We start from the raw sequence: 22663 nt of genomic DNA on the forward strand, positions 1-22663 counted from the left end.
TATGCCGAAGCGCACCGACATCAAATCCGTGATGGTCATCGGCTCCGGCCCGATCGTGATCGGTCAGGCCGCGGAGTTCGATTACTCGGGCACCCAGGCATGCCGCGTCCTCAAGGAGGAAGGCATCCGCGTCATCCTCGTCAACTCGAACCCGGCCACCATCATGACCGACCCCGAGATGGCCGACGCCACCTACATCGAGCCGATCGCCACGCCGATCCTCGAACAGATCATCGCCAAGGAACGCCCCGACGCGCTGCTGCCGACCCTCGGCGGCCAGACCGCGCTCAACGCCGCGATGGCGCTCGGCGAGGCCGGCGTGCTCAAGAAGTACAATGTCGAGCTGATCGGCGCGTCCCTCGACGCCATCGACCGCGGCGAGGACCGCGAGCTGTTCAAGAAGGTCGTCGACGAGGCGGGCGCCGAATCCGCGCGCTCCCGCATCGCCCACACGCTCGCCGAAGTGGACCGCATCGCCGACGAGTTCGGCTACCCGCTGGTCGTCCGCCCGAGCTTCACGATGGGCGGCCTCGGCTCCGGCATCGCGCACGACGAGGAGGAGCTGCACCGCATCGCCGGCGCCGGCATCCACTACTCGCCGACCGACGAGGTGCTCATCGAGGAGGGCATCGAAGGCTGGAAGGAATTCGAGCTCGAGCTCATGCGCGACCGCAACGACAACGTCGTGGTCGTCTGCCCGATCGAGAACGTCGACCCGGTCGGCGTGCACACCGGCGACTCCATCACCGTGGCCCCGTGCTTCACCCTCACCGACCGCGAATACCAGAAGCTGCGCGACATCGGCATCGCCATCATCCGCGGCGTGGGCGTCGACACCGGCGGCTGCAACATCCAGTTCGCCATCCACCCCGAGACCGGCCGCATCATCGTCATCGAGATGAACCCGCGCGTCTCCCGCTCCTCCGCGCTCGCCTCGAAGGCCACCGGCTTCCCGATCGCGAAGATCGCGACCAAGCTGGCCCTCGGCTACACGCTCGACGAGATCCGCAACGACATCACCCAGTCCACGCCGGCCTCCTTCGAGCCGACCATCGACTACGTGGTCACCAAGGTGCCGCGCTTCGCGTTCGAGAAGTTCCCGGGCGCCGACCCGACGCTCACCACGTCGATGAAGTCCGTCGGCGAGGCCATGGCACTGGCCGGCAACTTCCAGGAGTCCCTCGGCAAGGCGATGCGCTCCATCGACAAGCGCCACATGGGCTTCAACTGGGACGGCCCGAAGCCGACGGCCGACGAGGTCGCCGAACTGCTCAAGGCGATCCACACGCCCACCGAGAACCGCTACCTCGAGCTCATGCGCGCCATCTGGGGCGGCGCCACCATCGAGCAGCTGTTCGAAGCCACCAAGATCGACCCGTGGTTCCTCAAGCAACTGACGCTCATCAACGAGACCGCCCAGGCGGTGCGCGAGGCCGAGACGCTGACGCGCAAGCTCCTGCGCCGCGCCAAGCTCGCCGGCCTGTCCGACCTGCAGATCGCGCACCTGAGGAACCTCGGCGACGAGGGCGAGAACACGATCCGCGAGCTGCGCTGGACCTACGGCCTCAAGCCCGTGTACAAGACGGTCGACACCTGCGCCGCCGAGTTCGACGCGGCCACGCCGTACTACTACTCCTGCTACGCGGACGAGACCGAGGTCAAGCCGCGCGAGCGCGAGGCCGTGATCATCCTCGGCTCCGGCCCGAACCGCATCGGCCAGGGCATCGAGTTCGACTACACCTGCGTGCACGCGGTGCAGGAGCTCGGCAAGGACTATGACACGATCATGGTCAACTGCAACCCGGAGACCGTCTCCACCGACTACGACATCTCCGACCGCCTCTACTTCGAGCCGCTCACCTTCGAGGACGTGCTCGAGATCTACGAGGCCGAGAAGAAGATGGGCCCCGTCAAGGGCGTCATCGTGCAGCTCGGCGGCCAGACGCCGCTGTCGCTCGCCGCGCGCCTCAAGGCCGCCGGCGTGCCGATCCTCGGCACCACCCCGGAGGCCATCGACCTCGCGGAGAACCGCGAGCTGTTCGGCGAGGTGCTCAAGAAGGCGAAGATGAACGCGCCGCGCTACGGCACCGCGCTGAGCCTGGAGGAGGCCCAGGAGGCCGCCCACTCGATCGGCTACCCGGTGCTCGTGCGCCCGAGCTACGTGCTCGGCGGCCGCGGCATGGAGATCGTCTACGACAACGCGCAGCTCGAGAAGTACGTGAACCGCGCCCTCGCCGAAGCCCAGGCCGACACGGTCGTCTCCGGCCGCCTGCCCTCCCCGCTGCTCATCGACAAGTTCCTCCAGGACGCCATCGAGATCGACGTCGACGCGCTGTTCGACGGCGAGGAGCTGTACATCGGCGGCATCATGGAGCACATCGAGGAGGCCGGCGTGCACTCCGGCGACGCCGCCTGCACCCTGCCGCCGTCCACGCTGTCCGACGACCAGATCCGTCGCCTCAGGGAAGGCACCTACGCCATCGCCAAGGGCTGCAACGTCAAGGGCCTGATCAACGTGCAGTACGCGTTCATGGCGAACACGCTGTACGTGATCGAAGCCAACCCGCGCGCCTCCCGCACCGTGCCGTTCGCCTCCAAGGCGACCGGCGTGGCGCTGGCCAAGGCCGCCGCGCGCATCATGGCGGGGGAGACCATCGCCGACCAGCGCGCCAACGGCCTGCTGCTGCCCAAGGGCGACGGCGGCGTCATGCACCGCGGCCAGCAGGTGGCGGTCAAGGAGTCCGTGCTGCCGTTCAAGCGCTTCCGCACGCCCGTCGGCAAGACCGTCGACATTCTGCTCGGACCGGAGATGCGCTCCACCGGTGAGGTCATGGGCTTCGACCGCGACTTCCCGCACGCGTTCGCCAAGAGCCAGCTCGCCGCCTATGAGGGTGGTCTGCCCACCCACGGCAACGTGTTCATCTCCGTGAACGACACCGACAAGCGCCAGCTGCCGCTCATGGCTGTGCGTCTCGTCGAGCTCGGCTTCACGATCTGGGCGACCGAGGGCACCGCCTCCGTGCTGCGCCGCTACGGCATCGACTCGAAGATCGTCGACAAGATCTCCACCCGCGTGGACTCCGATCCGGAGGCGCCGGTGAAGGTCGTGCACGCCGAAGGCTCGATCGGCAAGAACGTCGTCGAACTCATCGAGGACGGCGCGATCGACATGATCCTCAACACGCCGAACTCGCGCGGGTCGCGCTCCGACGGCTACTCCATCCGAGCCGCCGCCATCGCCGCCGACCTGCCGCAGTTCACGACCATCACCGAGTTCTCCGCGGTGCTGCTGGCCATCGAAGCGGTCAAGCGCAACGACTACCAGATCATGAGCATCCAGGAGCACTCCAAGCAGCTGTTCGCGTTGGAAAGCAAGGATTTCTGATCAACGGATTTCCTCTCGCACGAAGGAAGGGATCGCGATGAGTGACAGCCCCATTGAGGAACAGGACAAGGAACGGCTCGCCAGGCGTTCGGACTTCGGTCTGCGTCTGCGCAATTCGATGGACAAGTACGGTCCGTTGTGCGTGGGCATCGACCCACACCGGAAACTCCTGACCGATTGGGGCTACAACGTCGACGCCGACGGCGCGGAGATGTTCGCCATGCGCATGCTGCAGGCCGCGAACGGACGCGCCGCCGCCGTCAAGTTCCAGTCGCCGATGTTCGAGCGCTACGGCTCGAAGGGATTCGCCGCGCTGGAACGCGTGCTGTACGCGGCACGCCAGATGGGCATCATCACGATCGTCGACTGCCTGCACGGCGGACTCTCCACGACGATCTCCGCCATCGCCGACGCCTACTTCAAGCCGGGCGCGCCGCTGAGGGCCGACGCGATCACGCTGCTGCCGTACTACGGCGCGCGATCGCTGCAGGGCCTCATCGACGACGCGCTCGACAACGGGCGCGGCGTGTTCATCGCATCCCTCACCTCCAACGAGGAAGGCAAGAGCCTGCAGAGCGCCATCCGCCAGGTCGGCGACTACGAAGGCAAGACGGTGGCGTACGGCATCGCCGCCACCGCGCAGAAGAACAACCGCAACGTGGACGGCATGGGCTCCGTCGGCCTCGTCATCGGCGCGACCATCGGCCAGTGGATCAACGAGACCGGCGTCGACCCGGCCCAGTTCACCGGACCGATCCTCTCGCCCGGATACGGCTGGCAGGGCGCCGACGCGAAGGATCTGCGCACCGTGTTCAAGGGGACGAAGGGCAACGTGCTCGTCACCGTGTCCCGTTTCATCGCCTCCCACGGACCGGACATCGCCGCGTTGAGCGAAGCCACCGAGGCGATCTCGCTCGACGTGCGGCAGGCGCTCATGGAGGCGACGCGCGTGGGCGAACGGCCGCAGGAGCCGGAACGTCACGACGCGCCGGAAGCCGCGGCGACGGCCGGGACGGCGGCGCCGGCGGGTGCCGCCGGCGAGTCCGCCGTCGCTCCGGACGCCGCGACCGCAACAACCGAGACGACCGGCGCGACGGACGCGCCGAGGGAGACCATCACCGTGACCGACACCGACAAGACCGCCGCAACCGCCGCCACGAACGTCGGGAACGACGCCGCGGCGCAGGCCGACAAGACCGCCGACACCGTTGCCTCCGAAACCGCTTCCACCGAAAACGCCGGCACGCAGCCGGAGACCCCGGTCAAGACGGACGCGGACGAGGATGCGCTGCGCGGCGGCCGGCTGCTCGTGCTCACCGGCCCCGCCGGCGTCGGCAAGGGCACCGTCGAGATCGCGCTGCGCAAGAAGCACCCGGAGATCTGGGTGTCCGTTTCCGCCACGACGCGCGACCCTCGCCCGGGCGAGGTGAACGGCGTCAACTACTGGTTCATGAGCGAGGAGGAGTTCGCCGCCAAGGAGAAGGCGGGGGAGTTCCTGGAGACCGCGCTCGTGCACGGCATGGCCCACTACGGCACGCCGCTGAAGCCGCTTGAGGACCACATGGCCGTCGGTACGCCGACGATCCTCGAAATCGACCTGCAGGGCGCGCGCCGCGTCAAGGAGAAGGCCAAGGAGCTCGGACTCGAAGTGGTGACCGTGTTCATCGCCCCGCCGAGCTTCGACGAGCTGGTGCGCCGCCTCACCGGCCGCGGCACTGAAACCGAGGAGCAGCGCAAGAGGCGCCTCGAAACCGCGAAGGTGGAGCTCGCCGCCGAAGGCGAATTCGACGTGACCATCGTCAATGAGAACGTCGAAGAGGCCGCCGACCAGCTCTGGTCGCTCATCGCCAAGGAGTACGGCAAGGAGGCGTGAGCCTTCCCGCGCATCCCGGTACGGCCTGTAATACGTGAGGCTCCCTCGTCAGAGGGAGCCTCACGTTTATGTTCGCCTATGTTCGCCGTCGGGATATCGGTCTCGCCGGTGGTGAGTCGGGTGTTCCTCCCGCTGGCGGGAGGTGGCGCGTAGCGCCGGAGGGTGGTCTTGGGCGCGGGATTCGTGAGGACCACCCCCACCCGGCTTCGCCGGGAGCCCCCGCCAGCGGGGGCGGGGCTTGATGGGTGCTGGTTTCGCCGGGAGCCCCCGCCGGCGGGGGCGGGTTTGGTTGGTGCCGGCTTTGCGGGATTTCCGCCGGCGGGGCGTGCTTGCTGACCGTCTCGCTGGGGAATCCGCCGGCGGGGCGTGCCTGCTGGCGGTCTTGCGGGATTTCCGCTGGCGGGGCGGATACTACTGAGCTGCGGCGGCCTTGCGGTCGGCGATGAGCTGGTCGGCGAGCTTCGGCTTTTCGGTGAGCTGGCCGGTGAAGCCGGGGCGGATGTCCATGTGGAGCACGAGACTCGTGCGGTATCCCTGCTCCGCGAGTTTCTTCGCGGCCTCCCCGGCCACGTGCAGCACGTCGTCGAGATCGCCCTCCACGTCCGTGAACAGCGCGTTCGTCTCCTGCGGCAGGCCCGAATCGCGGATCACCTCGATCGCCTGCGAGACGTAGGGGGAGACCTCGGCGCCCGCGCCCGTCACCGACACCTGGATCGCGGCCACCGTGTTGAGATACGGTTTGCCGGTCTTCGGGTCAATCGGGACCTCCTGTTTCACGGCGAAACGGTCGGTCGCCGTGGCGAGCGCCGCGTCAGGTGCGTTCGCCGCATCCGTCGCGCGTGGCACGTCCCCCATGCCTGTCGCGTCCGCCGCGACGGGCATGACCGCGTCATCGTTCTGCGTCATCGTCATCTCTCTTTCTCTCTTACCGCCACTGCCACGCGTGGTCCATCGGACCGGAACCGTGGCCCAGGTCGAGCATCGCGTTCAATGCGCCGGTCAGATACTCCTTCGCGTGCCGGATCGCGTCGGGCAGCGTCTCGCCCTTCGCGAGATTCGACGCGATCGCCGAGCTCAGCGTGCAGCCGGTGCCGTGCGTGTTCGGATTGTCGACGCGCGAACCCTCGAACCACGTGACCGTGCCGTCGGTCTCGGCGAGCACGTCGTTCGCGTCGTTCGTGTGGTGGCCGCCCTTGACGAGCGCCGCGCAGCCGTAGCGCGAGACGAGCGCGCGCGCCGCCTCCTCCATCGAATCGGCGTCGACGATCGCCATGCCGGTGAGCTCCTGCGCCTCGGGGATGTTCGGCGTGATGACCGTGGCGAGCGGGAACAGCTTCGACGTGAGCGCGGCGATCGCGTCGTCGCTGATGAGCTTCGCGCCGGACGTGGCGACCATGACCGGGTCGAGCACGACGTTCGCCGCGTGATGGAACGTGAGCCGGTCGGCGATCACGTCGATGATGCCGGTCGCGGACACCATGCCGATCTTGACGGCCAGCGGCGGGATGTCCTCGAACACGGCGTCGATCTGGTCGGCGAGGATCGTCGGCTCCGTATCCTGGATGGAACGCACGCCGGTCGTGTTCTGCGCGGTGAGTGCGGTGATCGCGCTCATGCCGAACACGCCGTTGGCGAGCATGGTCTTGAGGTCCGCCTGCATGCCCGCGCCGCCGGACGAATCCGAACCGGAGATCGCGAGCACGGGGGGAAGCGTGGTTGCATGTGTTGACATACGGTTCAGCTTAGTCGCGGGAGACGTGTTTTTCACCTGTTTCCGCCGTCGACCCGCCGTTGGTTTCCCGTCCGGCTTCTCTCGGATTTCCCTTGCTTCCGGGGCGGTTGTGTGGTGTGATGGAACGGGCCTGGATGAGGGCCGGAACCGAGCAGTGGGAGAGGGGAATCATGTCCGACGACGTGTTGCGCCGCGACGGCGTGCTGGCGCGCATCACCGGATTCGACGAGGGGCGCGTCGCCTATTACGCGACGATGCCGAACGGGCGGAGCACGCAGCTCACGTTCCCGCGGCAGGAGGTGTTCGACGTGGGCGACGTGCTGCTCGTCGGCGACGGCTTCTACACGAAGGTGCCCGCCTCCGTCTGGCCGGTCAAGCCCCGCGTCGGCGTCGTACGCCGCGCTCTGGAGGACGCGGTCGTCCTGGAGACCTCGGACGGGCTGGAACTCCTCGAAGGCGACTATCCGGTGGACATCATGCCCGGCAACACGGTCGAGTTCACCGACCTGTTCGGCATCGAACGCGTGCTGTGGCCGACGGCCATCCGCCCCGGCGAAAGCGACCATGACGACGACATCAAACAGTACCGGATCACGCCGAGCGCCGACCCGGACCTCACGTTCGCGTCGTTCGGCGGCTACGAGCAGGTCGTCACGCGCGCCAAGGAGCTCATCGAGACGCAGCTCGGCAACAGCGTGCAGATGCGCGCCATCGGCGCGAAGCCGATCAAGGGCGTGATCTTCACCGGCGCGCCCGGCACCGGCAAGACGCATCTGGCGCGCATCATCGCCAACGTGGCCGACGCGCAGTTCTACCTCGTCTCCGGTCCGACCATCGTGAGCAAATACGTGGGCGACAGCGAGGAGACGCTGCGCATGATCTTCGCGGCCGCTCAGGCTGACCAGCGCGCCATCATCTTCTTCGACGAGATCGATTCGATCGCATCCTCGCGCGACACCGACACGAACGGCGTCGGCAAGCGTCTCGTCGCGCAGCTCCTGACGCTCATGGACGGTTTCGCGTCCAAGGGCAACGTGGTGGTCGTCGCCGCCACGAACCGCATCGAGGACGTGGACCCGGCGCTGCTGCGCCCCGGCCGGTTCGACTGGCAGATCCCGTTCCCGATGCCGGGCGAGCATGACCGTCTCGCGATCCTCGAAGTGCAGGAGCGGGCGCTCGCGACCGAAGGGGAGCTGCCGCTCGCGGACATCGCACGACGCACCGAAGGCTGGAGCGGCGCCGAAGTGTGCGCGATCTGGACGGAGGCGGCGCTCGTCGCCGCCAAGGACCGCCGCGCCGCGATCCGCGCGAGCGACCTCACGACCGCGTTCGAACGCGTCGAACGCCGCCCCGAACTGCGCGCGCACCGGGGCTAGGAGAAGCGGGATGGGGGGAGCGACATGGCATCCGAACCGCTGCGATTGCTCGACTGATCGGTGAGGCCGGGGCTTCGGCCGGCAGCCGGCCTGAAGCGTCGTCATCGTGCCATGCTTGGCACGATGACGACATTGAGCGGCCCCGTTGCGTCGGTTCCATGCCAGCTATGGCACGGTGACGATGAAAAAGCCACCTACAGCGTCGGGTTCGTGCCATGCTTGGCGTGGATCCGACGGCAAGCCGCCTTGCAGCGTCGGTCTTATGCCAGCTATGGCACGGAAACGACGCGAACCATTCCCACAGCAGCGTTTGCATGCCAGCTATGGCATGGAACCGACGGATAAACAAGATGCTGCCCGGCCGAGAAATGCCATGCCCCCGCCGGCGGGGGCTGTCGACGCAGTCGACTGGGGGTGGTCGCCTGATGGGGAATCGGACGACCACCCCCAGTCATGCTTGCGCATGACAGCCCCCGCCAGCGGGGGCGAGGGATAATAAGGGCATCGCTTGCGAGGTTGTTCCACCGGAACCGCCGGCGGCCCGAAACATCACGGTTTGACTGTGATGCTTTCGCGACGGAGCGAAAAAGGAAGGCCACGACTTGGTCGTGGCCTTCCTTCGGATCACTCGGTGGCGGTGGAGTAGAGCTTGCCGCCCTGGGCGGTGTACTTCTCGCTCATCGCGTCGAGGCCGGCGCGGATCTCCTCGGGGCTCAGCACGTTGGCGGAGACGACGCCGTCGGCCGCGGCCGGCTGCGCGTCGGCGGCCACGCCGGCGAGCGAGTCCTTCACGATCTGCTCCTGGGCTGCCGCGCCGCCGAACGCCTTGCGGATGTTCTGCGAGATGGCCATTGAGCAGAACTTCGGGCCGCACATCGAGCAGAAGTGCGCCATCTTGGCCGGCTCGGCGGGCAGCGTGTCGTCGTGGAACGCGATCGCGGTGTCCGGATCGTAGGAGAGGTTGAACTGGTCGAGCCAGCGGAACTCGAAGCGGGCCTTCGAGATCGCGTCGTCACGGTCCTGCGCGTGCGGGTGGTGCTTGGCGATGTCGGCCGCGTGGGCGGCGATCTTGTAGGCGATCACGCCCTGCTTGACGTCGTCCTTGTTCGGCAGGCCCAGGTGCTCCTTCGGGGTCACGTAGCACAGCATGGCGGTGCCGTAGCGGCCGATCTCGGTGGCGCCGATCGCGGAGGTGATGTGGTCGTAGCCGGGGGCGGTGTCGGTGGTGAGCGGTCCGAGGGTGTAGAACGGGGCGCCCTTGCACACGGCCTTCTCCAGCTCGATGTTCATGCGCACCGTGTCGAACGGCACGTGGCCCGGGCCCTCGATCATGACCTGGACGTCCTTCGCCCAGGCGCGCTCGGTGAGCTCGCCCAGCGTCATCAGCTCCGAGAGCTGCGCCGCGTCGTTGGCGTCCGCGAGGGAGCCGGGGCGCAGGCCGTCGCCGAGCGAGAACGCCACGTCGTACTTGGCGAAGATGTCGCACAGCTCGTCGAAGTGCGTGTACAGGAAGCTCTCCTGATGGTGGCGCAGGCACCAGTCGGCCATGATCGAGCCGCCGCGGGAGACGATGCCGGTGACGCGGTTCGCGGTGAGCGGCACGTAGCGCAGCAGCACGCCGGCGTGGATCGTCATGTAGTCGACGCCCTGCTCGCACTGTTCGATCACGGTGTCGCGGAACAGCTCCCAGCTGAGCTTCGAGGCGTCGTCCTCGACCTTCTCCAGCGCCTGGTACATCGGCACGGTGCCGATCGGGACGGGGGAGTTGCGCAGAATCCACTCGCGGGTGGTGTGGATGTCGTTGCCGGTGGACAGGTCCATCACGGTATCGGCGCCCCACTTGGTGGCCCACGTGAGCTTCTCCACCTCCTCGTCGATGGACGAGGTCACGGCCGAGTTGCCCATGTTCGCGTTGAGCTTGGTGAGGAAGCGGGAGCCGATGATCATCGGCTCGGCCTCCGGGTGGTTGATGTTGCACGGCATGACGGCGCGGCCGGCGGCCAGCTCGGAGCGCACGAGCTCCACGTCGCAGTTCTCGCGGGTCGCGACGTACTGCATCTCCGGGGTGATGATGCCGTGGCGGGCGTACCACATCTGCGTGACCGGATGGTCCTTGGCGCGCATCGGCTGGTGCGTGCGTCCACGCCATTCCTTCGTGGCGCGGCCGCGCTTGATGGCGCGCTTGCCGTCGTCCTGGAGGTTGCGGGCGCGGCCCTCGTAGTCCTCGATGTCGCCGCGGTCGCGGATCCAGTCGAGGCGCAGGGGCTTCAGGCCCTCCTTCGGATCGCACTTCGGGCCTTCGGTGTTGTAGTCGTGGAACGGCGGGTTCGGGCCGACGCCGGGCGTGTCGGAGAGCTTGATCTCGGTGTACGGCACCTCGAGGTCGTAGGAGCCGTACTGGTAGTCGAAGTGGACGGTCTTCGTCTTGCGGATGTGCGCCTTGTCGCGCTGCTTGGAGCCGCGGGCGGCGATGTCGACGCGCTGCTGCTTGGCGAGCTTCTGCGCCTCCTTCGCCTCCTTCGCGTTCGTGAACTTCTTCTCGGTGGCCTCGGCGCCCGGCTTGGCGGCGCCCTCCTGCGCGGCCTGCGTGTCGGCGGCCGGCGTGTGGGTCACGATGCGCGGGGCGTAGCCGTGGCGCTTGTCGCCGCGCACGGCCTTCCAGCCTTCGACCATCTCGCGGGTGGCCTCCTCGGGGTTCTCGGCTCCCGCGATCGCGGAGACCGCGAACCAGCCGGCGGCCTTCGTGCCGGCGAGCATGGCCATGTCGGCCGCGGTCACGCCGCCGCCGACCACGACCGGGAACTCGCTGGCGGCGCAGATCGTATTGATCTGGGCCGCGTCCAGGGTCTTGCCGGAGCCGTCGTTGCCGCCGACCGAGGCCTCGGGCTTGGTGGAGGAGACGTGCAGCGGGCCGGCGCCGATGTAGTCGATGCAGCCGTCGGGCAGCTCGTTGATGAGACGGACCAGCGACTCGGTCTCGGCGGACAGGCCCACGATCGCCTCGTCGCCGAGCAGGGCGCGGGCCTCGCGCGGCTCCATGTCGGTCTGGCCGATGTGCACGCCGTCCACCTTGATGCCCTTGCGGCGGGCCTGCCAGACGACGTCCGCGCGGTCGTCGATCACGAACGCGACCGAATCGGACTTGGCGTTGTCCTCGATGATCTGCGCCACGTCGCGGGCCATCTCGGTCAGTTCGGAGGCATCCGCGCCCTTGGCGCGCAGCTGGATGAACGTCGCGCCGCCGTGCAGGGCCTGGTCGACCACGTCGGTCAGCGGGCGGCCCTTGCAGTCGTCCGGCCCGACCACGAAGTACGCGGAGAGGTCGAACGAATCGCGCATGGACGCGTAGGGGTATTCGTTGCTCATGTGTTCCTGTTCCTTTTTGGTTGGTTGGTGGAAGTCCTGTGGTCTCCTCCCGGATGGGAGGAGACAAGTCCTGTGTTCCTCCCGCCGGCGGGAGGTGCCGCGTAGCGGCGGAGGGTGGTCGGTGCGTCGGTCCGTCGGCCACCTCCAGTCGGCCGTCGCCGACAGCCCCCGCCGGCGGGGGCGGCTATACGGTGAGGATCTCGCTGGCGGCGATCTGGTCGGGGGTGGTGTTCCAGAGGGCGTCGAGGAAGGCGACCTGGAACGATCCGGGCCCGTTCGAGACCTTGTCGGCGGCTTCGCCGGCGCGGTCGTAGAGCGCCGTCGCGGCGAGCGCGGCGGTCAGCGGGTCCGTGACGGCGAGGTAGACGGCGGTCACGCCGCCGAGCGAGCATCCGGCGCCGGTGATCTTCGCCATCATCGGGCTGCCGCCGGGAAGACGGTAGACGGTCGCGCCGTCGGTGACGAGATCGGCCTCGCCGGAGACGGCGACGGCCGCCTCGCCTTCCGGCGCGGATGCGGCGAGGAAGCGGGCGAGGGCCTTCGCCGGTTCGACGGCGGCCTCGACCTCGTCGACGGATTCGACGCCGGCCGGACGGGTCGCGTCGTCGGGGGAGATGAGGCCCCACATCGTCGCCAGGGCGATGATCTCGGAGGCGTTGCCGCGCACGATGGTCGGCGGGGCGGCGCGGAAGGCGCGCAGGATCTCGGTGCGCGTCGAGCCGATGCCGGCGGCCACCGGGTCGAGCACCCACTGGTGCCCGGTCTTGCGGAAGGCGCGCGCGATCTTCGGCAGCGCGTCCTTGTAGAAGGGCAGCAGCGTGCCCACGTTGATGTAGTCGGCGCCGGACATCGACGCGGTGTCGACTACGTCGTCCGGCAGGAAGCTCATCGCTGCGGCGCCGCCGGCGGCGAGCTGCGCGTTGGCGACGAGGTTGATGGTCACGAAGTTCGTGAACGACTGCGCCATCGGCGTGCGCTCGCGCACCGCCTCGGCGGCCTGCCTGATGCGTGCCCTCAGCGCGTCGACGTCCGCGTCGTCGCGGTCCGCTGCGATGGTCTGCGATGATTCGCTCATATTCACTGCTCCCTACGCTGGTCTTAACCAACAGGTTCAAAGGGTCGGGCGTCGCGCCCATCTCAACCCGCCGGCGGCGGGTTCCCCTGCATTGCGTTATCGGATTCGACGCTATGCGGCTATATGGACAATCTGTGACGAAGACGCGTTCCAGCGCGCCGCGCCTCTTGCGTGTCGCGCCGCCGCGTGGTAATCACGGCGTCCCCTTCCGCCGGTCGGCGTATGCAGGTAGTCTGAACGGGTTGTAAGACCCCAAACCGTTCAAACCAGAAGGTGCATTGTGGCTCAGTCCAAACTTGATGAAGTCGTGTCCCTCGCGAAGCGTCGCGGATTCGTGTTCCCCGCCGGCGAGATCTACGGCGGTACCCGTTCCGCCTGGGACTACGGCCCGCTCGGCGTCGCGCTGAAGGACAATATCAAGCGCGAGTGGTGGCGTTCGATGGTCGTCACCCGTCCCGACGTCGTCGGCGTCGACACCTCCATCATCCTGCCGACCCCGGTGTGGGTCGCCTCCGGCCACGTCGCCGTGTTCAACGACCCGCTGGTCGAGTGCCTGAACTGCCACAAGCGCAACCGCGCCGACAAGCTGCAGGAGTCCTACGCCGAGAAGCACGGCGACAAGCTGCCGGAGAACGGCATGGCCGACATCGTCTGCCCCGACTGCGGCACCCGCGGCAAGTGGACCGAGCCGCGCGACTTCAACATGATGCTGCGCACGCACCTCGGCCCGGTCGAGGACGAGAACAGCCTGCACTACCTGCGCCCGGAGACCGCGCAGGGCATCTTCGTCGACTTCAAGAACGTGATGACCTCCTCGCGCTCCAAGCCGCCGTTCGGCATCGCCAACATGGGCAAGTCCTTCCGCAACGAGATCACGCCCGGCAACTTCATCTTCCGCACCCGCGAGTTCGAGCAGATGGAGATGGAGTTCTTCGTCGAGCCCGGCACCGACGAGGAATGGCACCAGTACTGGATCGACGCCCGCACCCAGTGGTACCTGGACCTCGGCGTCAAGCCGGAGAACCTGCGCCACTACGAGCACCCGAAGGACAAGCTGGCCCACTACTCGAAGCGCACCGTCGACATCGAGTACAAGTTCGGCTTCCAGGGCTCCGACTGGGGCGAGCTCGAGGGCGTGGCCAACCGCACCGACTTCGACCTCTCCGCGCACGCCAAGCACTCCGGCGAGGACCTGAGCTACTTCAACCAGGCCACCGGCGAGAAGTACGTCCCGTACGTCATCGAGCCGGCCGCCGGCCTGACCCGCTCCCTCATGTGCTTCCTCGTCGACGCCTACGACGTGGACGAGGCGCCGAACACCAAGGGCGGCGTCGACAAGCGCACCGTCCTGCGCCTCGACCCGCGCCTCGCCCCGGTCAAGGCCGCCGTGCTGCCGCTGAGCAAGAAGCCGCAGCTGCAGTCCGTCGCCCAGGACCTGGCCGCCGACCTGCGCCAGCACGAGTGGATGATCGACTACGACGAGTCCGGCGCCATCGGCCGCCGCTACCGCCGCGAGGACGAGATCGGCACCCCGCTGTGCATCACCGTCGACTTCGACACGCTCGACGACCACGCCGTGACGATCCGCGACCGCGACACGATGAACCAGGAGCGCGTCTCGCTGGACAAGGTCGCCGAATACGTGGACGCCCGCATCGGCGAGCACCGCACCCGCGTGCCGATGAAGCCGGTCGCCATGGGCGGCGAGGCCTGGCCGGACTCCGTGAAGATCAACGAGGCCGGCGGTCTGTACTGACCGCGTGCCGGTTCGCGATACGGAGGATAACACCGCGATACAGGTGAGTGGCTCCCGCTGGCGGGAGCCGGCCGGCGCAAGCCGGACTGAGGGTGGTTCGTCGTTCCCGATGACCACCCTCAGTCTCGCCTATGGCTCGACGGCTCCCGCCAGCGGGAGCGAGAGGTGACATGGAAACCATCATCAACGCGCCGCATGAGACGGACGATCTCGACCCGCGCACGGACGCGCCGCGCCGCGCGGCCGGCGAACCCGCCCCGGCCATCGCGCCGGTCAGGATCGGGAACATCGACGTGCCGACGCCCGTCGTGCTCTCGCCGATGGCCGGCGTGACCAACTGGCCGTTCCGCGTGATCTGCGAGGAGTACGGGCCTGACGGCCTGTACGTGGCGGAGATGATCACCGCCCGCGCACTCGTCGCCCGCAACCCGAAGGCCCTGCGCCTGTGCCGGTTCGCGCCCTCCGAACGCGTGCGCTCGCTGCAGCTGTACGGCGTGAACCCGGCCATCGTCGAACAGGCGGCCCGCATCGTCGTCGACGAGCACATGGCCGACCACGTCGACCTCAACTTCGGCTGCCCGGTGCCCAAGGTGACGCGTCGCGGCGGCGGCTCGGCGCTGCCGTGGAAGACCGACATCTACACGGACCTGATCCGCCGCGTCGTCAAGGTGTGCGGCGAGGCCGGCATCCCGGTCACCGCGAAGATCCGCGTCGGCATCGACCACGACCACGAGACCTTCCTCGAAGCCGGCCATATCGCGCAGGAGGAGGGGTGCGCGGCCGTCACGCTGCACGCGCGCACCACCGCCGAATACTACGGCGGGCACTCCGACTGGAGCCGCATCGGCGAGCTCAAGGAGAGGCTCGACATCCCCGTGTTCGGCAACGGCGACATCTGGGGCGCGGACGACGCGCTCGCCATGATCCGCGAGACCGGATGCGACGGCGTGGCCATCGGCCGCGGCTGCCAGGGCCGCCCGTGGCTGTTCGCCGACATCAGACACGCCTTCGAGGGGTCGGACGAACGGTTCAACCCGACGCTCGGGGAGGTGTGCCGCGTGATCCGCCGCCACGCGGGCCTGCTCGTCGAGTTCTACGACGGCGACGAGCGCATGGCCGTGCACGACCTGCGCAAGCACATCGCCTGGTACCTCAAGGGGTTCCCGGTGGGCGGCTCCACGCGCAAGGCGTTCATGGAATGCGAGTCGCTGGCCGACGTGGACCGCGAGATCGCGCGCCTCGACCCGGCCGTCACGTTCCCCGAACGCGTGGTGGACAAGCCGCGCGGGCGCGTGCGGTTCGCCAAGAAGGTGCATCTGCCGTACGGCTGGCTCGAGTCGCGCACGACCAGCCATGAGGAGCGCGAGACGCTCTTCGGCGACGACCCGATGGACGCCAGCTACTGACGTCGGGGAACGGCGTGTGGTGAAAACGTCGTCATCGCCGTAAAATACGCGCTACACGCGCGAAAATATCACACAATACGGGGTAGCCCTGCGCTAGTCTAGGGTGTAACCGTGAAGTGACAGGAGCCAAACGTGAGCGAGAACGCCCAGACTGAGTTCAACGACAAGACCAACATCAAGGTCGTCGGCGTAGGTGGCGGCGGCGGCAACGCCGTCAACCGCATGATCGCCGAAGGTCTGCAGAACGTTGAATTCATCGCCGTCAACACCGATGCCAAGGATCTGCTGCGTTCCGAAGCCGACGTGAAGATCGCCCTGTCCGACCAGTCCAGCCGCGGTCTCGGCGCCGGCGCCGACCCGGAGAAGGGCGCGAAGGCCGCGCAGGACCACCAGTCCGACATCGAGGAGGCCCTCAAGGGCGCCGACATGGTGTTCGTCACCTGCGGCGAGGGCGGCGGCACCGGCACCGGTGCCAGCCCGATCGTCGCGCGCGCCGCCCACCAGCAGGGCGCGCTCACCATCGCGGTCGTCACCCGTCCGTTCTCGTTCGAGGGCCCGCAGCGCTCCGCCTCCGCCGAGCTCGGCATCGACAACCTCCGTCAGGAGGTCGACGCCCTCATCGTCATCCCGAACGACCGCCTGCTCGAGCTGTCCGACCGCTCCATCACCATCATGGACGCGTTCAAGACCGCCGATTCCGCGCTGTTGTCCGGCGTGCAGGGCATCACCGACCTCATCACCACCAACTCGTACATCCACGTCGATTTCGCCGACGTCACCGCGATCCTGCGCGGCGCCGGCACCGCGCTGTTCGGCATCGGCTCCGCGCGCGGCGAGGACCGCGCCACCCAGGCCGCCGAGCTGGCCATCAGCTCGCCGCTGCTCGAGGAGAGCATCGAAGGCGCCCACGGCGCGCTCATCAACGTCGCCGGTCCGACCGACATCGGCCTGCAGGAGGCGTCCGCGGCCGTCGAGCTCGTGCGCAAGGCCATCCACCCCGAAGCGCAGATCATCTGGGGTCTCGCGCTCGACGACGCCTACGGCGACGAGGTGCGCGTCACCGTCATCGCCGCCGGCTTCGACACCGCCAAGGAGGCCGCCAAGGCCAACGCGGCGCAGCCGCTCGCCGTCGCCGCCCAGCAGGCGCACGCGTCCCACAACGCCGCTCCCGCGCAGCCCGCCGTGCCCGCCCAGCAGCCCCAGCCGGCCGCCACTCAGCCTCAGCCTCAGCAGACCGCTCCCGCTCCGGCTGCTCCCGCGCAGCCCGCTCCGGCCCCTGTGCAGCCGGCCGTGCAGCCGCAGTCCCAGCCGGTCCCCGTCCAGCAGCCCGTGGCCCCGCAGCCCCAGCAGCCCGCACAGACGCCGTTCACCTTCGCCCCGACCACCGGCAACATGCCGGCCCAGCAGCCGTACCAGCAGAACCCCTATCAGGAGTACCCGTACGCGCCCGACGCGAACGATCCGGCCGGGGATCTCGACATCCCCGATTTCCTGCGCTGACGGCACGGCGACGCAACGACGACGAGAAAGGGTTAAGTCATGGCAGGGTTCATGAAGAACGCGATGTCCTATCTGGGCATGTCCGACGTGTCCGAGAACGATGACGACTTCGACATCGACGAGGAACCGGAGACGCCGGAGCCTTCGGGCTCGTTCGACTCCGACCATACGGTGACCCCGATGCCGTCGAAGCCCGTCGTCTCTGCGACGGCGTCGCCGAGCCAGTCTTCCGCGTCCGGCTCGCGTACGGCGAGCCCGTTCCAAGGCAGGCTCAGCCGCATCACCACCATCCACCCGAAGTCCTACGAGGATGCGCAGATGGTCGGTCGTGCCATTCGGGACGGCATTCCCGTCGTGCTCAACCTCACCGGCGTGCCGGAGGCCATCGCCTACCGCATCGTGGACTTCTCCGCGGGCGTCGTGTTCGGCGTGCACGGTTCGATGGAACGCGTCACACCGCGCGTGTTCCTGCTCAGCCCCGCGCAGGTGAACATCAAGGTCGAGGAGCCGTCCAACGCGAACAGTGCCCGCGACCTGTTCGCCGACTGATTCCGGACGTCGAGTCTTTCGTCGAATCCACGCCCCACGGCCATGTCGGTCGCGGGGCGTCTCGCTATGTCCACAGCGAACACACAGGTTGCTCCCAGCGGGGTTGATACGGTGGAAGCATGCTGTTCCTCATCCTGATGCGCATCGTCGATGGCATGATCGACGCGTACATCACCATCCTGTTCATCCGCATGATCCTCGACTGGATTGCCGTGCTCTCCCCGCGCTGGTATCCGCGCGGCGTTGTCGCCAGGCTCATCAACATCGTGTACACCGTGACCGAGCCGCCGCTGAGATGGCTGCGCCGCTACATCCCGCCGCTGCGTCTCGGTGCCGTCGCGCTCGACATGAGCTTCATCGTCCTGTACTTCCTCCTCGTCGTGCTGCGCGCGGTCATCTGAGTTCCTCGCATTCGGGATGTCCGAAGCGCGAAAGCGCGTGTCGGACATCCCATAAACGCGGGAAAACTGCGTGAATGCTGGGGGTAGGTGCTAATGTCATATGTTGATACCAACGTAAGCGAGGCACAGCCCCAAAGCGAGGTGTAGATTTATGGCTCTGTTGACGCCTAAGGACATCAGGGAGCGCACGTTCCAGACGGTGCGTTTCAAGGAAGGATACGACGTCGACGAGGTCGACGATTTTCTCGACCAGGTCACCGAGACCGTCGAGGCGCTCGGCAAGCAGGCCGTCGCCGGCCAGTCGACTCAGGCGCTGGGTCCGGACGTGACCGCCCTCAACAAGAAGATCTCCGAGCTCGATGCAACGGTGCAGCAGCTGCAGGGAGAGAACAACCAGCTCAAGGCCGCGGCCAAGCAGGCCGCCGCCGGTGGTGATCAGGCGCAGGCCGTCGCCGCGAAGCTGGCCGAGGCGGAGACCTCCAACAAGACGCTGGCCTCCCAGAACGAGCAGCTCAAGGCCCAGAACGACCAGCTCAACGCGCAGATCGACCAGCTCACCGCGCAGGCCGCGCAGGCTTCCGGCAACCAGGATGCCGTCGCCCAGCAGATCGCCGCGGTCCAGAAGGAGCGTGACAACTTCCGCGCCCAGGCCGAGGACATGGCCCGCAAGATCGCCGCCTTCCAGCAGCAGGCCGCCGGTCTCCAGCAGCAGGCCCAGCAGGTGCAGGAGCTCACCCGTCAGCTCGAGGAGTCCAAGAAGCGCGAGAACCAGCTGCGCGAGCAGGTCGCCAAGGTCGAGCCCGACACCGAGACCGGCTCCCTGCGTAAGATCGCCGGTGCCGCCGCCGGTGCGGGCAGCGAGCCCGAGCGCGCCACCGCCATGCTCACCCTGGCCATGCAGCTGCATGACCAGTACGTGGACAAGGGCAAGGCGAAGGCCAAGGAAGTCACCGAGAAGGCTCAGAACGACTACAACGAGCTCATCGGTAAGGCCAACGACTACTCCAACCGCACCCGCACGGAGGCCGACGAGTACAACAAGCGCGTCCACTCCGATGCCGACGCCTACTCGAAGCGCACCCGTTCCGACGCCGACGCCTACTCGGTCAAGACCCGTCAGGACGCCGACACCTACCTCGGCGCCAAGCACAACGAGGCCGACCAGTACGAGGCCGAGGTCCAGCGCCGTGCCGCCGAATACGACCAGAAGGTCCGCAACGCCGCCGACGAGTACGGCAAGCAGACCCGCAAGGAAGCCGACGCCTACGGCGAGAAGACCCGCAAGGAAGCCGACGCCTACGGCGAGAAGACCCGCAACGAGGCCGAAGGCTACGGCAAGAAGACCCGTACCGCCGCCGATGACTACGCGAACCAGGTGCGCGAGAACCTGACCAACGAGGCGAAGGCCATCGAGGGCAACATTCAGGGCCTCAAGCAGTTCGAGACCGAGTATCGCGCCCGCCTCACCGAGTTCCTCGGCCAGCTGGTCAACCAGGTGTCGGACAACAACACCTACAACCAGACCGAGCAGTCCGGCGACTGATCGCAGGTCCTCATCTCGGTATGAACATGGTTCATCATGGACGGCCGCGCATCCGCGTGGCCGTCTTTGCTTGTGTCACCGTCATCGCGTTGGTCGCCGACCAGCTCACGAAACTATGGGCGTTGTCCGCATTGGCTGATGGCCGCACCGTGCGCGTCATCCCCGGTCTGCTGTCGTTCACGCTGGTCCGCAACCCCGGCGCGTCGCTCGGTTTCGGCTCCGGCGCCACGTGGATGATCTCATTGCTCGCCGTCGCCGCATGCGTGGCGCTCGTCGTGCTCGCATGGCGCACCAGGTCGATGGCATGGTCCGTGGCGTTCGCGTTCGCGTTCGCCGGTGCGTTCGGCAACCTCATCGACCGCGTCGTCTACGCGGAAGGCTTCCTCGACGGCAAGGTCGTCGACTTCCTGAATTACGGGTGGTCGGTCGGCAACGTCGCGGACATCTTCCTCATGGTGGCCGGCATCGCCATCGTGATCATGATCCTCCTCAACGTGCCGTTCGACGCGCCTCATGCGTCCGACTCCGATGCGGAAGGCGGCGTCGCATGAGCCGCCTCGCGCCGGCGCCGGACGCGCTCGTCGGCAAACGGTTCGACGTGGCCGTCTCGAAGATGCTCGGTGTCTCGCGTTCGAAGGCCGCCGAGCTCATCGACACCGGACAGGCGAAGGTGCTCGACCGTTCCATCGCGAAATCCGGCATCCTGCAGGCGGGGGAGACCGTCGAATTCGATCTCGTCGAAGAACGCGACGTGCCGGAGCCGATCGCCACGGACATGGCCGTCGTCTACGAGGACGACGACGTGGTCGTGGTCGACAAGCCAGTCGGCGTGGCCGCGCACGCCTCCGTCGGCTGGACCGGTCCGACCGTGCTCGGTTCGCTGCGCGATCGCGGCGTGCACATCACCTCCTACGGCGCCGCCGGGCGCGAAGGCATCGTCTCGCGCCTCGACGTGGGCACCAGCGGCCTCATGCTCGTATGCAAGTCCGATCTCGCATATGTGGAGATGCGCCGGCAGTTCGCCGAACACGAGGTCGTCAAGACCTATCATGCGCTCGTGCAGGGGTCGCTCAAACAGGACAAGGCCACCATCGAGGCGCCGATCGGGCGCGCGAAGGTCTCCGACTTCCGGTTCTGCGTGACGCCTGCCGGCAAGCCGGCGGTCACGCATTGGGACGTGATGGAGCGGTTCGGCTCCGAGGCGACGCTCGTCTCCGTGAACCTGGAGACCGGACGCACGCACCAGATCCGTGTGCATTTCTCCTCCATCGGGCATCCGCTCGCCGGCGACCACATGTATGGCGCGAATCCGGTGCTGGCCGAGGAGCTCGGGCTCGAACGTCAGTGGCTGCACGCGATGCAATTGGAATTCCGCCATCCGCGCACGCACGTGTGGACGACCGTCACCTCGCAGTATCCCGCCGATCTCGCGCACGCGCTCGACGTGATGCGCGTCCGTCACGCACAGGGCGACGATTCGTCCGCGGCGTCGGTCGTGGCATAGGTGGCGGCGAGCCGCGCGCCCACCTCGCGCAGACGCTCGCGCAGGGACGACGGGGCGATGATTTCGATGTCGCCGCCGTCCGCGTACTGCAACGCCCACCACAGCGTCGCCCGCTCGTTGGCGACGACATGCACCTCGTACACGGGACGGGCCGTGCCGTTGCGCGTCACGGTTCCGGCGCGCGTCACATCCGCGTCGTCGAACCAGTCGTAGAGCGGTTCCAACGGTCCGGTGATGCGCATGCTGATCGGCACCGCCGGACCGTTGACCGGGTAGGGACGTTGCGCCATGTGATGCGTGATATCGAACGGGCGGTCGGGCTCGTCGCTGAAATCGTCGAGCCGTTTGACGATCGAATGGTCGGCCTCGTCGAGCCTCAGGTCGCGGATGCGGTCCACGTGCAGATATGACAGTCCGTCGTAGACGTGCATGTGGCACAGCAGATAGTACAGGTTGTTCTTGTACATGAGATGGTACGGGTCGACGTGGTATTCGCGGATCGTCCCGTCGCCGTCGCGGCGAGGGACGAGTCTGCCGTCGATGTCGTACGTGCAGTAGTGGAACGTGATGGCGCGTTCGTGCGCGATCGCGTCGTTGAGCAGTTCGATGTTGTTGAGGAACTCGGTGTTGTAGTTCTTCGGCGTGTCGAGACGCGTCAGGCCGCGCAGCTGCCCGGAACGTCCGGCGAACGAGTAGATCTTGGCGATGAGGTCGCGCAGATATTCGCCGTCCGGCCGGGAGAGCATGACGCCGTCGGTGAGCAGACGCATCTGCGCGGTGTCGAAGACCGGTTCGATATACCAGCCGGGGCGCGGGTCGGCGCTTTCCGCATGCGCGAGGTCGGCCCGGCCGAGATGACCGACTTTGCGTCCGAGCGGGGTCATGTCGCCGAACGCGCGCAGGTGTGTGCGCACGGTCTTCTCGTTCACGCCGAGTCTGGCCGCGATCTGCGCGGCGGTGAGTCCGTGCTCGCGGTCCGTGTGCGCGGCGAGCAGTTCGAGGATCTCCACCACGATCTGCGCGGTCGGCGTCCGGGGCGTCCGGGACGCCTGAGACATCCGGGACGCCCGCGACGGGTCGTCATCGGCCATGCGGGACATTGTCGGCTCCCTTCATCGAACAAGCGTCATCGACTGTCCATCCTACGCGCGTTCGCTGTCCGCCGTTCGTCGCGGGAGAGGCGGGGGACCACGGTGC

The 22663-nt window shown here is 67.5% G+C and carries 16 protein-coding genes, 1 pseudogene and 1 riboswitch; of the genes and pseudogenes, 12 read left to right on the top strand and 5 right to left on the bottom strand.

Features of this window, described 5'->3' with window-relative positions:
* The first annotated feature begins 1 nt into the window (after position 1).
* The 3 genes and pseudogenes from carB (at position 2) to gmk (ending at position 5258) form a co-directional block, all read left to right on the top strand.
* Positions 2 to 3385, top strand: coding sequence for a carbamoyl-phosphate synthase large subunit (carB, locus tag Uis4E_RS04800; protein WP_101622086.1), 3384 nt, complete (start codon positions 2 to 4; stop codon positions 3383 to 3385).
* A 118-nt stretch (positions 3386 to 3503) separates the two neighbouring features.
* Positions 3504 to 4352: pseudogene (gene pyrF / locus Uis4E_RS11665) on the top strand (orotidine-5'-phosphate decarboxylase); the annotation flags it as partial.
* Between the two features lie 321 nt (positions 4353 to 4673).
* Positions 4674 to 5258: a guanylate kinase gene (gene gmk / locus Uis4E_RS12190; protein ID WP_133125395.1), complete on the top strand. Its 585-nt coding sequence runs from the start codon at positions 4674 to 4676 to the stop codon at positions 5256 to 5258.
* A gap of 411 nt (positions 5259 to 5669) precedes the next feature.
* Here gmk and Uis4E_RS04810 read toward each other — a convergent pair whose 3' ends face one another.
* Both Uis4E_RS04810 and thiD read right to left on the bottom strand, forming a co-directional pair.
* Positions 5670 to 6104, bottom strand: coding sequence for a thiamine-binding protein (locus Uis4E_RS04810; RefSeq protein WP_423734912.1), 435 nt, complete (start codon positions 6102 to 6104; stop codon positions 5670 to 5672).
* Between the two features lie 79 nt (positions 6105 to 6183).
* Positions 6184 to 6990: a bifunctional hydroxymethylpyrimidine kinase/phosphomethylpyrimidine kinase gene (thiD, locus tag Uis4E_RS04815; RefSeq protein ID WP_101622087.1), complete on the bottom strand. Its 807-nt coding sequence runs from the start codon at positions 6988 to 6990 to the stop codon at positions 6184 to 6186.
* Positions 6991 to 7157: 167 nt separating this feature from the next.
* Here thiD and Uis4E_RS04820 point away from each other — a divergent pair, with 167 nt between their 5' ends.
* Positions 7158 to 8366 (top strand): AAA family ATPase, encoded by a 1209-nt coding sequence (locus tag Uis4E_RS04820; RefSeq protein ID WP_101622125.1) that lies wholly within the window; start codon positions 7158 to 7160, stop codon positions 8364 to 8366.
* A gap of 624 nt (positions 8367 to 8990) precedes the next feature.
* Here the strand turns inward: Uis4E_RS04820 and thiC are convergent.
* Both thiC and thiM read right to left on the bottom strand, forming a co-directional pair.
* The gene (thiC, locus tag Uis4E_RS04825) at positions 8991 to 11732 is read right to left on the bottom strand and encodes a phosphomethylpyrimidine synthase ThiC (protein ID WP_101622088.1); all 2742 of its coding nucleotides are present in this window, start codon (positions 11730 to 11732) and stop codon (positions 8991 to 8993) included.
* A gap of 184 nt (positions 11733 to 11916) precedes the next feature.
* The gene (gene thiM, locus Uis4E_RS04830; protein WP_101622089.1) at positions 11917 to 12807 is read right to left on the bottom strand and encodes a hydroxyethylthiazole kinase; all 891 of its coding nucleotides are present in this window, start codon (positions 12805 to 12807) and stop codon (positions 11917 to 11919) included.
* A riboswitch (TPP riboswitch) is annotated at positions 12800 to 12905 on the bottom strand. Its footprint overlaps the gene before it by 8 nt.
* A 182-nt stretch (positions 12906 to 13087) precedes the next feature.
* Here thiM and Uis4E_RS04835 point away from each other — a divergent pair.
* From Uis4E_RS04835 to Uis4E_RS04870, 8 genes are all read left to right on the top strand, one after another.
* Positions 13088 to 14563: a glycine--tRNA ligase gene (locus Uis4E_RS04835; protein WP_101622090.1), complete on the top strand. Its 1476-nt coding sequence runs from the start codon at positions 13088 to 13090 to the stop codon at positions 14561 to 14563.
* A 170-nt stretch (positions 14564 to 14733) separates the two neighbouring features.
* Positions 14734 to 15969: a tRNA dihydrouridine synthase DusB gene (gene dusB / locus Uis4E_RS04840; protein ID WP_101622091.1), complete on the top strand. Its 1236-nt coding sequence runs from the start codon at positions 14734 to 14736 to the stop codon at positions 15967 to 15969.
* A gap of 132 nt (positions 15970 to 16101) precedes the next feature.
* Entirely contained in the window at positions 16102 to 17469 is a 1368-nt protein-coding gene (gene ftsZ, locus Uis4E_RS04845) for a cell division protein FtsZ (RefSeq protein ID WP_101622092.1), read from the top strand.
* 39 nt (positions 17470 to 17508) lie between these two features.
* Positions 17509 to 18018 (top strand): cell division protein SepF, encoded by a 510-nt coding sequence (locus Uis4E_RS04850; protein ID WP_101622093.1) that lies wholly within the window; start codon positions 17509 to 17511, stop codon positions 18016 to 18018.
* 119 nt (positions 18019 to 18137) lie between these two features.
* Entirely contained in the window at positions 18138 to 18419 is a 282-nt protein-coding gene (locus Uis4E_RS04855; RefSeq protein WP_101622094.1) for a YggT family protein, read from the top strand.
* A gap of 151 nt (positions 18420 to 18570) precedes the next feature.
* The gene (locus Uis4E_RS04860; RefSeq protein WP_101622095.1) at positions 18571 to 19962 is read left to right on the top strand and encodes a DivIVA domain-containing protein; all 1392 of its coding nucleotides are present in this window, start codon (positions 18571 to 18573) and stop codon (positions 19960 to 19962) included.
* Between the two features lie 26 nt (positions 19963 to 19988).
* Positions 19989 to 20513 (top strand): signal peptidase II, encoded by a 525-nt coding sequence (locus Uis4E_RS04865; RefSeq protein ID WP_101622126.1) that lies wholly within the window; start codon positions 19989 to 19991, stop codon positions 20511 to 20513.
* A complete protein-coding gene (locus Uis4E_RS04870; RefSeq protein WP_101622096.1) occupies positions 20510 to 21466 on the top strand; it encodes an RluA family pseudouridine synthase in 957 nt (318 codons plus the stop codon). The genes Uis4E_RS04865 and Uis4E_RS04870 overlap by 4 nt, the downstream gene beginning before the upstream one ends.
* Here Uis4E_RS04870 and Uis4E_RS04875 read toward each other — a convergent pair.
* Positions 21421 to 22524: a WYL domain-containing protein gene (locus Uis4E_RS04875; RefSeq protein WP_101622127.1), complete on the bottom strand. Its 1104-nt coding sequence runs from the start codon at positions 22522 to 22524 to the stop codon at positions 21421 to 21423. The genes Uis4E_RS04870 and Uis4E_RS04875 overlap by 46 nt on opposite strands.
* Positions 22525 to 22663 lie beyond the last annotated feature (139 nt).

This window comes from Bifidobacterium parmae, assembly GCF_002860365.1.
In the GTDB taxonomy this organism is placed as follows: domain Bacteria; phylum Actinomycetota; class Actinomycetes; order Actinomycetales; family Bifidobacteriaceae; genus Bifidobacterium; species Bifidobacterium parmae.